This is a genomic window from Marinitoga sp. 1154 (genome assembly GCF_013363285.1).
Lineage (GTDB): Bacteria > Thermotogota > Thermotogae > Petrotogales > Petrotogaceae > Marinitoga.
On sequence record NZ_LBFB01000003.1, the window covers coordinates 82,292 to 95,860 of the forward strand.

Genomic DNA, 13,569 nt, shown 5'->3' on the forward strand with positions numbered 1-13,569 from the left:
TCACATCTTGTCTACAACTCTTATCCCCAATAAATCCAATCCTTTTTTCAATACTTCTCCTGCCAGATGAGATAACAACAATCTTGATTTTAATATATCCTCTTTTTCTTTTAAAACAGGTAAATTATTATAGAAAGAATTATACGTTTGCGCTAATTCAAATAAGTAATCAGCTATTAAATTTGGCTTGTAATCTTCTGCTGCTCTCATTGTTATTACAGGTAATTGAGTTAATAATAGACCTAATTTTCTCTCTATTTTTTCATTTATAATCAATTCAGAGTTTTCAATTTTATATCCTTTTTCGCTTGCTTTTCTTTTTAATGACTGTATTCTTGCGTATGTATATAATAAATATGGTGCTGTATTTCCCTCAAAAGATAACATTTTATCCCAGTCAAATATTATATGACTTATTCTGTTCTGACTTAAATCTGAATACTTTACCGCTCCTATACCTATTGCCTCTGCTATTTCATTTTTTTCTTCATCTGTTAAATTTGGATTTTTTTCTTCAACTATTTTTCTCGCTTTTTCTACAGCTTTATCAAGCAATTCTTCCAATTTTATAACATTACCTTTTCTTGTGGAAAATACCCCATCTGCAAATCTCATTAATCCAAACCATATATGTTGATAATTATCATCCCATCCCAATTTTTTTGCGATATTAAATACCTGTTTAAAATGTGTTTGTTGTCTTTCATCGGTGACATATAGTATTCTATTTGGTTTGTATGTTTCTCTTCTAAATTTTATACAGGCTAAATCCGATGTTGCATATAAAAATGCTCCATCTTTCTTTTGTATTATTGCCGGCGGAAGATTTTCTTTTTCATCAAAAAATACAACAACAGCACCCTCGCTATATGTTGCTATACCTTTTTCAAGAAGCATCTTAACTATTTCTGGCATAATTTCATGATAATGAGACTCACCATAATATGTATCAAATTCTATATCCATTCTTTTGTATATTTTATTGTATTCTTTTAATGATAAATCTATAAATTCCTGCCATAATTTTCTATTTTCAGTTTCTCCATCTTGTAATTTTTTTAATTCCTGTCTTGCTTCTTCTAATAATTCGGGATTTTTTTCTGCTTCTTTTTCAAATTTTACATATATCCTTTCCATCTCGCCAATAGGATCTTTTTCGTAATTCTCTTTATCTAACCATAATCTATAACCGACTATCAATTTTCCAAATTGCGTCCCCCAATCACCCAGGTGATTGTCTCCAACTACATTATATCCTAAATATTTATATATTCTTTTTATTGAATCCCCTATTACAGTACTCCTTAAATGGCCTATATGCATTGGCTTTGCAATATTGGGTGAGGAATAATCTATTACTACAGTTCCTTTATCTTTTATAAAGGAAAAATCCGGGTTTTCATTTTCTATTTTTAGTAAATAACCTGTTAAAAATTCATTTCTTATATAAAAATTTATAAATCCTGGTCCAGCTATTTCTACTTTTTCTATTATATTATTTTCTGGAAGATTATCTACAATTTCCTGCGCAATACTTCTCGGTGATTTCTTCAAAGTTTTTGCATTTATCATTGCATAATTCGTTTGAAAATCACCAAAGTTTTCGTTCGCCGTTTTTTGAACAACTGGATTTTTTATTTCTATTTCTGGATATACTTTTTTTACTGACTCTATTAACAATTCTTCTAACATTTTTTCAATCAACTTCATAAACAAACACTCCTTTCATTTTTACTAATTTATATTATAATTATAACATAGATTTTGTTAAAAAAAGTATAAATTAATTTATGGATTTCTTAGTTTTTTATTTTTTTATTCATATTTATATAGCAGTTAATAGTTAAGATTGCTATAAATTTTCGTAAAATATATATTATTTTAATATATAAATGTGTAATATAAATGATTTTATGCTTTGGTTAATTTTTCTTTTCAATTGAACATTTTTTATATTTTTGGAGTATAATATATACGGAAGTTAAAAAAGATTAATCAAGGAGGTTGATAATATGGCTGAAAAAGAATATGTTGTTGGTATTGATTTGGGTACTACTAATTCAGCTATTGCCTGGATGAAACCAGACGGAAATGTTGAAGTTATTCCAAATGCAGAAGGAAAAAGAACAACTCCTTCAATTGTTCATTTCTCTAAAGATGGAACAGTTATCGCAGGGGAACCAGCAAAAAGGCAGGTTGTTTTACACCCTGAAAGGACTATTAGATCAATAAAAAGAAAAATGGGGTCTGACTATAAAGTAAGTATAGATAATAAAAGCTTTACTCCTCAACAAATAAGTGCATTTGTTTTACAAAAATTAGTAAGAGATGCTGAAGCATACTTAGGCGGAAAAATCAAAAAAGCTGTTATTACAGTACCTGCTTATTTCAACGACGCTCAAAGACAGGCAACTAAGGAAGCTGGAGAAATAGCAGGCTTGGAGGTTTTGAGAATTATCAACGAGCCAACAGCTGCTTCAATTGCTTTTGGATTAAATAAGGTTCATGAAGATAAAAAAATTGTTGTGTATGATCTTGGTGGAGGAACTTTTGATGTTTCTATTTTAGATGTTGGCGAAGGTGTTATTGAAGTTGTATCTACTTCTGGTAATAACCACCTTGGTGGAGATGATTTTGACCAGAGAATAATAAACTGGTTAGTGGAAGAATTTAAGAAAGAACATGCTTCAGATATATCAAATGACAGACAGGCTATGCAACGTTTAAAAGAAGCTGCAGAAGCTGCAAAGATAGAACTTTCTACAAAATTAGAAACAGAAATAAATTTACCATTTATAACGGTAGTAAATGGACAACCTGTACATTTACAAAAAACATTAACAAGAAAGAAATTCGAAGAATTGGTAAGAGATTTAATTGAATCAACAAGAGGTCCTATTGAAACCGCTTTAAAAGATGCTGGTTTATCTCCACAGGAAATAGATGACGTCCTATTAGTTGGAGGTTCAACAAGGATTCCTGCTGTTCAGGATTTAGTAAAATCAATTTTCCAAAAAGATCCAAGTAAAGGCGTTAACCCAGACGAAGCAGTTGCTGTTGGTGCTGCTGTGCAAGCCGCAATTATGACTGGAAACACGGAACAAGACTTAGTTTTAGTTGATGTTACACCTTTATCATTAGGTGTTGAGGTTAAAGGTGGTTTAATGGAAGTTATTATTCCTAAAAACAGCAAAATCCCAATTAGAAAAAGTAAAGTATTTACAACCGCTGCTGATTTCCAGAGTGAAGTTGAAATTGGAGTTTTCCAGGGAGAAAGGCCTTTAGCAAGAGATAATTTCTTCCTTGGAAGTTTTAAATTAACCGGTATACCACCAGCACCAAGAGGAGTTCCACAAATTGAAGTTTCATTTGATATAGATGCTAATGGTATAGTTAACGTTTCAGCTAAGGATTTAGGAACCGGAAAACAACAATCAATGGTTGTTACAGGTAGAAATAAATTATCTTCAGAAGATATTGAAAGAATGATTAGAGAAGCTCAAGAGTATGAAGAACAAGATAAGAGAAAAAGAGAAGAAATCGAGCTTAAAAACCAGGCTGATGATTTAGCATATCAGGTAGAGAAATTAATTAACGAAAATAAAGACAAAGTTCCTGAAGATCAAAAAACAAGATTAGAAACATTGATCAAAGATGTTAGAGACGCTATAAACAATAATGATATAGCTAAGTTGAAAATAGTTATGGAAGATTTGAAAAACGAATCAATGAAATTAGGACAATATATATATCAGCAAGCTCAAGCAGCACAGGGTAGTGCAAATCAAAACCCCGAAGATACACAAAATCAAAATAGTTAATTAATAATTATTTAGCTGGATCTGTATAGATCCAGCTTTTTATATTTTGTAAATTTGATGAAATGTATCTGTTATATTCCTCCTGTATAATTGCTGAAATATTTTTCAGGGGGGGATGTAATGTATAACAAAAACGTCATTATTTACCCATTTTACAGATTTTTTATTAACTTTAGAATTATTGGTCCTATTGTAGTTCCTTATATGATATTTAAAGGCCTGAACTATTCCGAAATAATGTTATTGCAGAGCATTTATTCCATTTCTATATTTCTGTTTGAAGTTCCTACCGGAAGCTTAGCTGACAAAGTTTCACGAAAACTTTCCCTTTTTTTATCTGGTGTTTTTGCAGCTCTGGGGTTGACTCTGTATATTGTTTTTAATTCTTTCTGGGTTTTTGCCTTAGCTGAGATATTATTTGGAATTGGATTAACTTTATCAAGCGGGGCAGACTCAGCTTTATTATACGAAAGTTTAATCAAATTAAACAGAAAAAATGATTTCCAGGTTATTGAAGGAAAAAGTAATTCTTATTTATTTTTAGGTCATGCATTTGGCTCTATAATCAGCGGTTTTTTATATTCTTATAATAAATTTCTTCCATTCTGGATTAGCGTACTCAGTGTAATAATCGGTTCCTTTATAGCATTTCTCTTTGTGGAGACAGAACGAGAAAAAAGTGAGCACAGCTATACTATACATGTTTTCAAAAGTTTCAAACTCGCAATAAACACACCAAGGATTTTATGGGCACTGGTTTACGCCATGTTTATTGGTTTTACTTTTAGAATAGGGTTCTGGCTATATCAACCATATTTTTCTATTGTAAATATAGACGTTAAATGGTATGGTGTTATTTTTTTTGCTTTTAATATTATAGCCGCCTGGGCTTCTAAATTTTTATCAATGAAAATTAAAGATATTCGTCCAAGAAAAGTTTTATTAACTCTACTTGGAATAACCACTTTAAGTTTTATTTTACCAGTAATTTTTATATCAAAATTGGCAATAGCTTTTCTGACTTTGCAACAAATAGTTAGAAGTCTTTATAGACCAACAATGAATTTTTATATTAATCACCAAGTAGAAGATAAATATAGAGCAACTGTAATTTCAATGGTAAGTCTTGCAGCTAATTTAAGTTTTGCGATATTATCACCGTTTATTGGTATGGCACTTGATTATAAGGGGACTATTTTTACATATATTCTGGTCGGGATTATTTCACTTACCGGTACTATAGAATTAATTTTATTAAGAAAAAAACAAAAAAAGCTAAAAGAAAAAATGAATGCTTCTGCATGAAGCGTTCATTTTTCTACGGGTAAATTTTTACCCAATTACGTTCATATTCCAAAACTTTTTTTAAATAATCGGAAGTTTCTTTTCTCGTATTTGATAATAAATAATTATACAAAGATTTTAAATTCATCTCTTCAAGATTCAAACCCCTGACTCTTTTTGAAATTGCTACTGGTCCCATATTATATCCTGCAATAACCATATATTTTCTTTTTGAATAATCATTTTCAAACTTAAAATATTTTGTATGCAATAAATATATATAAGCTGACCCATATAAAATATTTTTTTCTGGATTATATAGTTCATTCACCAATATCCTCGGATTTGGTTTTCGTTTATAAAGAAAAATATATGCTTCAGTTGCACCATATCTGGGAATTAATTGCATCAATCCCAGAGCTCCACTTTTTGATCTTGCGTATGGTAAAAATGACGACTCTTTTTGTATTATGGAAAGAATAAATGGCTTTGGTAATCCATATTTTTTTGATATTTTATTAACTATTGGAATATATTGCTTTGCCTTTTCCAGAAAAGGATTTTTTATAATTGGAATCTTTGTTTTATATATGATTTTACCATCAACAGTTTCTTTTTCTTTTTTTATTTTCGGATTTTCAATTTGTTTTTTGTCAATAAGATTCTCAAGAACTGGCTTTTTGGTGAATTCATCTTTTTTGCTGATAGTTCTTTTCAATTGTTCTTTTATTTTTTCCATAGCTTTTTCTGGACTCTCATTTTTTTCTATAATTGTTTTTACTTCCAGATATCCATTTTTATTTTTCTCATCACTTTTAAAACTCACTTCACTAAATGTTTTCAAATCTTCAGAAAATTCAAACCACTTTTGCGATGAATATTCAAATGGTTTTCCCCAGATTTTCTCAAAATTTTCTAAAAATTTCTTTTCTTTTATCAGATATTCTTTATAGTATTTATCCCATTCCTTCTGGCTCTCTTCATATAATTCTTGCCATTGTTCATCCATTATTTTTAAATGGCCCTCCCATTCTTTATTCATTTCATCAAAATATTTATTAAATTCTTCAGAAAACAAATTTTCTATATCAGAATTGAAATTCATATTAATATCCATATCCATATCAGGTATTTTAAATGGGTCATCTTCAGAAAAAATTATTAAAAAATATAGCATAAAAAATAATAATAAAAATTTTTTCATCATTCATCTCCCCCATAATATTTTTTTAAATAGTTTTCAACTTTTCCGGCTAATTCTAAAATAATTAATCCATATATATTTATTCCCAGAACATAAAAAATTATTAAAAAATATAGCATAAAATTATTTTTCATATATTCTGGTATTAAAAAATAATAAAATTTTGTTATTATCATTGTGCTTATAAAAGCTGTTAATGAGGTTATAATATATTTTATTTTTTTAGAATACGTGAAAACTATTATCGGAATAAAAAAGAGAAAAATTAAAGACGAAACTTGAATAAAAAAGCCAAAAATAGACATTATAAATAAAAATCCCACTGTAAATATTATCGAATAATATAAATTATCTAACAGCGGGATAAATATTGGTATTAATAATGGAATAATATTTGGAGCTATATGAAAAAATTTAGCAATAATATAAAGAATTACTACAATTGATAAATATATTGCTGTTAAAACACTTTTGTTCCTTAAATACAAGGGCATAAATCTCCTCCCATACATTCACAACAGGTATCAGCAACAGCAATAGTACCTATACATTGTAAACATTCGGAACAATCATCATTTCTTTTATAATATCCGGATCTAAATTTGTTTAAATCCTCTCTCAATTCCTCATCATTCTTATATTCATTAAATTTCTCTTTCCAGTTAAATTTTTTATTCATAATTACCATCCTTTCACATGAGAAATTCAGTTTTTAAATATATTTATATCTACTGATAATATTATAGCATAAAATTAGCTGCATTTAAATATATTCTATTTATAGGTTATTACAGTTATAAAATTTCAATTATAAATAAAAAAAGGCGACTAAATTGCCGCCTTTTTTTATTTATAATTCGATGGGTTGATAAAGTAAATTGCAACTCCAGCTACTCCCAATACAATTCCAAGCCAACCTAAAATATTTGCTTGATTTGCTGTTTTTTCTATTTTATCAACTCTTGCTTTATCCACAACAGAATCTGACATTGCATATTTTTCTAATTGTTTTTCTAAATTTGCTTTAGTTACATAATTATCGAGTTTCGAGTCAACATCAGCAACAAGTGCATATTTTTCAAGATCTGTTTTTAACGCATAATCTTTTAATCTGGCATTTAAATCTCCTAATGTTGCATATTGTTTTAGATCACCAAATGTTACATATTCTTTCAATGTATCTTTTGTTACATAATTATCAAAATTTAAAGTTAATTCCTTTATTTTTTCAGCATTTGCAGCCACTGATGTTTCAACAGATTTTAAACTTGAATTTAATTCCTCATATTTTGATAACTTACTATTTAATCCATTATATAAATTTTCTAATGATGATGCTTTTGAATTTAAAGTAGTTATTTCTAATGAAACTTTACTCAAATCTTCAAGTTTAGTATAATCTTTCAAATATTCGCTAACTTTTGTATCAATTGCAGTGTTTACCATATCAATATCGGCTTTTAAAGCTAATTTTGATTCAAAATCTGATATTTCATTTTTTATGCTTTCTAAATCTATTGAATTCACTTTCATTTCTAAATCAGCTACTTTATTAGCTAGTATTCCAATTGATTCTATTGCTGTTTTATTTGAAGCAACTTCCTTTTTAAGAGCAGTTAAATCACCGGATAAATTTTTTAACATATTTAGATTATTTTCCAAATTTGATATTTTTTGTTCAATCATTTTGTTTGATTGCATTTCATTTATCTTTTTTTCAACATTGTCAATTTTTGTACTCAAAAAGCTAATAACATCATAAGCACTTTTTAACTCGTTTATAGAAGTTTCTAATTCGTTTATTTTTGAATTTAATTGCGTTGTGTCTATATTTGCTATTGATTTTTTTATCATCGCTTCAACTTCCATTTTTGACATGCCTTTTGATTGTTTTTCAATTTCCTGAACCTGTTTATCAAGACTTACAACCTTTTCTGCTAATGTTGCAAACAATTGTTGTTCTACATATTTCAAAGCTCTATCAAGTGCAACTGTTAGTTGATATCTATTTACCTGTGATAATCCTTGATATGTTCCATCTGGAAATCCTTCAATAATGCCTAAAGAAGATAACCTTTCAATAGAATCAAATGCCCAATGATTAACCGGAACATCTTTATACGTTGTTGCCGCAAATGAAAATACAGCTAAAGATAAAACGGCTAAAATAATTAAGATCTTTTTCATCCTAACACCTCCAAAAAATTTTTATTATTTTCTAACTCTCAATCTTATTTTACCACAAAAATCAAAAAAAATGGTAAAATAAATTAGTATTTTTAGACATATTTTTATGATATACTTTAATAAGTTTTATTGAAATTGAAAGTTGATTTCCCTAATATTGATTTTTATCAATACTATTTTCTATATCATTATAACAAATTCCTTAAAAAATATAAATACGGAGGTGTTTCAATGCGTTTAAAAAGAACTCATAAATGTGGTGAATTGAATATTAATAATACTGGAGAAAATGTCATATTAAATGGTTGGGTGGAAAGAGTCAGAGATTTAGGTGGAATTAAGTTTGGATTATTAAGAGATCGTTATGGAAAAGTTCAGTTTGTTGTTGATCCGGATAATGAAAAAATTTATGAAATAGCGAAATCTTTAGGCAATGAATATGTTATAGCCATAAAAGGTATTGTTAGAAAAAGACCAGATGATGCAATAAATAAAAATATGAAAACCGGAGAAGTCGAGATTTTAGTTGAAGACCTTGAAATTTTATCAGAATCTGAAACTCCACCTATTTATATAAACAAAGATGAAGATATTTCAGAAAATTTAAGATTAAAGTTCAGATATCTTGATTTAAGAAAGGAAAAAATGCAGAAAAATTTATTCTTACGTCATAAGGCTCTTCAAATAACAAGAGAATATTTTTCGAAAAATGATTTTATGGAAATAGAAACTCCCTATTTAACTAAAAGCACACCTGAAGGTGCAAGAGATTTTTTAGTTCCATCAAGACTAAAACCAGGAACTTTCTATGCTTTACCACAATCCCCACAATTATTTAAGCAGTTGTTAATGGTTTCTGGATTTGATAGATACTTTCAAATTGCAAGATGTTTCAGGGATGAAGATTTTAGAGCAGATAGACAGCCAGAATTCTCACAAATAGATTTTGAAATGTCTTTTGTTGATATGGATGATATTTTGAATTTTACTGAGGGATTATTAAAAAAATTATTCAAAGAATTAATAAATTATGAATTAGAATTACCATTAAAGCGATATACATACGATGAAGTTATGGATAAATACGGTTCTGATAAGCCCGATACAAGATATGGCCTTGAAATCAATGATTTTACAGAAATATTTCAAAACACCCATGCAGAATTTATAAAAAATGCTATAGAAAACAATCAGACTATTAAAGGTATTGTTTTAAAAGAAAAAGCAAATAAATTTTCAAGAAAAAGAATCGATGAATATACAGATTTTGCAAAATCAGTTGGCGCAGGAGGATTAATCTGGGTAAAAAATGAAAATGGAAATATTAAATCATCAATTAAAAAATTTGCAGAGCCTGAACTAAATGAACTAGTAAAAAACGGATATATTGGAAATAATGATATCGCGTTTATTTTAGTTGGAAAAAAAGAAGAAATAAACAAAATTTTGGGACATATTAGAGTTAAATTAATTAAAGAAGAAATGGAGAAAAAAGAAGGTTTTGACGTATTGTGGGTTGTAGATTTTCCAATGTTTACATGGGATGAAGAAGAAAATAGACTGGTTGCAGAACATCATCCTTTTACTATGCCAAAATTAGATGAGTTTGAAAAATTTGCGGATTCAAATCCACTAAAAATAAGAGCTCAATGTTATGATTTAGTTATCAACGGATATGAAATGGCAAGCGGAAGTATAAGGGTTCATAGAAAAGATTTACAAAATAAAATATTCGAATTAATAGGTTTAAGTGAAAAAGAAATCAACGAAAAATTTGGATTTTTAATAGAAGCATTTAAATATGGACCACCACCACATGGAGGCGCTGCTATAGGATTTGACAGATTAATTGCAATTATGGCTGGTGAAGATTCTATTAAAGAGGTTATTGCATTCCCAAAAACCGCAAGTGGTTCCAACCCAATGACTGGAGCACCATCTTCTGTTTCAGAAAAGCAATTAAAAGAATTAAAAATAAAGCTCGATATTTAAGGAGGATTAGAATGAATAAGTTTAAAGTAGCTATTGATGGTCCTGCTGGTTCAGGTAAAAGTACTATTGCAAAAGAAATTGCAAATATATTTAATTTATATTATCTGGATAGTGGAGCATTATATAGAGCATTTGGATATTACCTGAAAAAAAAGGGTTTTGATTTAAATAATGAAAATGATATAATAAATGCGTTAAAATCTTTTGATATAAAAATTATTGATGGAGATTATTATTTGTTTGATGAAAAGCTGGATTTTCAGATAAGGACGTCAGAAATCGGTAAAGCTGCTTCAATAGTAGCAAAAAATCCAGGTGTTAGAAAAAAAGTTAATGAAATATTACGTAATATAGCTTCAAATAACGGCGTTGTTATAGATGGCAGAGATATTGGAACTGTTGTATTACCTGATGCTGAAATAAAAATATTTTTAACTGCATCTATTGAAGAAAGAGCTAAAAGAAGATTTAAAGAATTAATAGAAAAGGGTGAAGATGTAAGTTTAGAGGATGTTATGAAAGAGATAGAAAAAAGGGATATCGCTGACTCTACGCGAAAAATCGCCCCTTTAAAACCTGCTGATGATGCAATTATAGTTAATACTACAGGAAAAGATATAAAAACTGTGGTAGATGAAATAAAAGAAATTATCTTGAAAAAGATTAATCTGGAGTGATTTAAATGGAAATACGCCTTGCTTCAAAAATTGGATTTTGTTATGGCGTTGAAAGAGCTTATGAAAAGGCCCTAGAACTGGCAAAAAAAAATAAAAATGTATATATATATGGTGATTTAGTACATAACAATAGTGTTAAAGACGAACTTGTATCTAAAAATATTAATTTTTTCTATTCTTTAAATGATTTACCAGAGAATTCAAAAGAAGCTATTTGTATTATACGTGCTCATGGTATTCCTAAAAAAGATAAGAACTTTTTAAAAAATAACTTTAAAAGTGTTGTAGATTTAACCTGTCCTATTGTTGAAAAGGTTTTTAATTATGCTTACAATATGCAAAAAAAAGGGTTCTTTATTGTCGCATATGGAAAGAAAGATCATGCTGAAATGATTGGATTAAAAGGTAATATAGATGAGAAAAAAATAGAAATATTAAAAAATGCTAAATCTTTTAAATATAACAAATTATGTATAATCACTCAAACAACTATGGATTATAATAATTTTAAAGATTTTGCATCACAAATTGCAAAACTTTCGGAATATAATGAATTGGTAGTAAAAGATACTATATGTTATGAAACAAAAATCCGGGAAAAAGAAGCTAAAGATATTGCAATTTGGTCAGAATTTGTTATAATAATAGGAGGAAAACATAGTTCAAATACTCGAAAACTATATGAGATTTCTAAAAAATACAATAACAATTCTATTCATATAGATTCGGTTAAAGAATTATTGTATATTGATTTTTCCAGAATAAAAAAAATAGGTATTTTAACAGGTACTTCTACACCAAATAAATCTATCAAAGAAGTTATCGAATTTTTAAGGAGGGGTTTTTGATGGTTGAAGATAAAAATGAATTTGAAAAATTACTAAGCGAGGAAACAGAATTTCAAATAAAAAAGGGGGATATTATAAAAGGTGAAATTATTTCTATTAGTTCAGATGGTCTTTTTGTTAGCGCAGAAGGAAAGCCTTTTGACGTGTATGTTGGAAAAGATTATTTATTAAACAATATTAAAGAATATAAATCAGGAGATAAAATTACTGTAAAATTATTAAAAATCAATGAATCTGAAGGCCAGGCATTCGGATCAGAGAAAGCTGCAAAAAGAGATGCTATAATAGAAAATATCGTTGAAGGTAAAATTGTGAAAGGTAAAATTGTTGAAAAAATTGAAAAAGGTTACATTGTAGAATTAGAAAATGTTATAAATGCATTTTTACCGGGTTCATTATCAATGCTTAATCCACGTCATGATTTTCCGAAAGAAGAAATGGACTTTCTTGTATTAAAAAATGAAAAGAGAAGAAAAAAAATAAATATTGTCGTATCAAGAAAAGGCATTATTGAAAAATATGTCGATGAATTTTTTGAAAATCATCACTTAAATATGATTGTTGAAGGAATTGTAAGTGGCATAAAAGATTTTGGTTTATTTGTTAATTTAAATCCATATGTTACCGCTTTAGCTCCAAGAAGCGAATTATCCTGGGATAAAAAGTTCGATCATACAAAATCCTATTCAATTGGAGATAAGATAAAAGGTGTTATTATAAAATTAGACAAAGAGGAAAAAAAGGTTTCCATTTCTATAAAAAGACTAAAAGATGATCCGTGGGAAAATATTGAAAAAAAATTCCAGATTGATTCTGTTGTTACTGGAGAAGTGGTTGAAATTTTTCCATTTGGTTTTGCAATTAAACTTGATGAAGGCGTGGAAGGTCTTGTTCATGAATCTGAAATTTTCTGGACAGGAAAAGGTAGAATTGAAGATATAGTTAAAATAGGAGATTTAATAAAGGTTAAAGTTATTTCAATAGATAAAGATAAAAAGAAAATAACTTTAAGTTATAAGCAGGTAATAGGAGATCCATGGGAAGATATTGATGATAAGTTAAAAGAAGGAGATATTATTAACGGACAGGTAGAGAAACTTTTACCAAATGGTATTATTGTAAAATTAGATAATAATTTAACAGGTTTTTCACATGTTTCCGAATTATCGTGGAATTTTGTTGATAATATTGAAGATTTGTTCTCAGAAGGGGATAAAATTAAAGTTAAAGTGTTACATATAGATAAAGATAATAGAAAAATAAAATTAAGTATTAAGCAGACAAAAGAAAATCCATGGAAAAAAGTTTCCAATGAATTAAAAAAAGGAGATAAAATAAGCGGAAAAATCTTGAAATATGTTGGAAAAGGCGCTGTTGTACTTGTTGATGATTACGAAGTAGAGGCATTTATTCCAAAATCAAAAATTGACTTATCTGAAAATGAAACCATTGAAGATGTTTTAAAAATAGGTACTAAAGTCGAAGGTGAAATTTTATCTATAGATTTTGAAAATGAAGAACAAAAGGGAAACATGATTATAAGTTTATTAAAATAA

At 28.2% G+C, this 13,569-nt stretch carries 11 protein-coding genes; 6 read left to right on the forward strand and 5 right to left on the reverse strand.

Annotated features, from left to right (window positions below):
• Positions 1–1,710 carry an arginine--tRNA ligase gene (gene argS / locus XO12_RS02385; RefSeq protein WP_175419636.1) on the reverse strand — a complete coding sequence of 570 codons (1,710 nt, stop codon included), beginning with the start codon at positions 1,708–1,710 and terminating at the stop codon, positions 1–3.
• 302 nt (positions 1,711–2,012) lie between these two features.
• Between argS and dnaK the strand changes: the two genes are divergently transcribed.
• A complete protein-coding gene (gene dnaK, locus XO12_RS02390; protein WP_047265034.1) occupies positions 2,013–3,821 on the forward strand; it encodes a molecular chaperone DnaK in 1,809 nt (602 codons plus the stop codon).
• A gap of 120 nt (positions 3,822–3,941) precedes the next feature.
• Positions 3,942–5,126 carry an MFS transporter gene (locus XO12_RS02395; RefSeq protein ID WP_047265033.1) on the forward strand — a complete coding sequence of 395 codons (1,185 nt, stop codon included), beginning with the start codon at positions 3,942–3,944 and terminating at the stop codon, positions 5,124–5,126.
• A 13-nt stretch (positions 5,127–5,139) separates the two neighbouring features.
• Here XO12_RS02395 and XO12_RS02400 read toward each other — a convergent pair whose 3' ends face one another.
• The 4 genes from XO12_RS02400 to XO12_RS02415 form a co-directional block, all read right to left on the reverse strand.
• On the reverse strand, positions 5,140–6,312 hold the full coding sequence (locus tag XO12_RS02400; RefSeq protein ID WP_047265032.1) for a transglycosylase SLT domain-containing protein: 1,173 nt from the start codon (positions 6,310–6,312) through the stop codon (positions 5,140–5,142).
• Positions 6,309–6,803: a hypothetical protein gene (locus tag XO12_RS02405; protein WP_047265031.1), complete on the reverse strand. Its 495-nt coding sequence runs from the start codon at positions 6,801–6,803 to the stop codon at positions 6,309–6,311. The genes XO12_RS02400 and XO12_RS02405 overlap by 4 nt, the downstream gene beginning before the upstream one ends.
• Entirely contained in the window at positions 6,788–6,988 is a 201-nt protein-coding gene (locus XO12_RS02410) for a hypothetical protein (protein ID WP_047265030.1), read from the reverse strand. The genes XO12_RS02405 and XO12_RS02410 overlap by 16 nt, the downstream gene beginning before the upstream one ends.
• Positions 6,989–7,155: 167 nt before the next feature.
• Positions 7,156–8,496, reverse strand: a complete 1,341-nt coding sequence (locus XO12_RS02415; protein WP_175419637.1) for an S-layer homology domain-containing protein — start codon at positions 8,494–8,496, stop codon at positions 7,156–7,158.
• Positions 8,497–8,727: 231 nt separating this feature from the next.
• On the opposite strand from XO12_RS02415, the gene aspS reads away from it, so the two are divergent.
• The 4 genes from aspS to XO12_RS02435 are packed head-to-tail and all read left to right on the forward strand — an operon-like array spanning position 8,728 to position 13,569.
• The gene (aspS, locus tag XO12_RS02420) at positions 8,728–10,488 is read left to right on the forward strand and encodes an aspartate--tRNA ligase (protein WP_047265028.1); all 1,761 of its coding nucleotides are present in this window, start codon (positions 8,728–8,730) and stop codon (positions 10,486–10,488) included.
• Positions 10,489–10,499: 11 nt separating this feature from the next.
• Positions 10,500–11,165, forward strand: a complete 666-nt coding sequence (gene cmk, locus XO12_RS02425; protein WP_047265027.1) for a (d)CMP kinase — start codon at positions 10,500–10,502, stop codon at positions 11,163–11,165.
• A gap of 5 nt (positions 11,166–11,170) precedes the next feature.
• Positions 11,171–12,013, forward strand: coding sequence for a 4-hydroxy-3-methylbut-2-enyl diphosphate reductase (ispH, locus tag XO12_RS02430; protein WP_047265026.1), 843 nt, complete (start codon positions 11,171–11,173; stop codon positions 12,011–12,013).
• The gene (locus XO12_RS02435) at positions 12,013–13,569 is read left to right on the forward strand and encodes a S1 RNA-binding domain-containing protein (RefSeq protein WP_047265025.1); all 1,557 of its coding nucleotides are present in this window, start codon (positions 12,013–12,015) and stop codon (positions 13,567–13,569) included. Before ispH ends, XO12_RS02435 begins: the two co-directional genes overlap by 1 nt.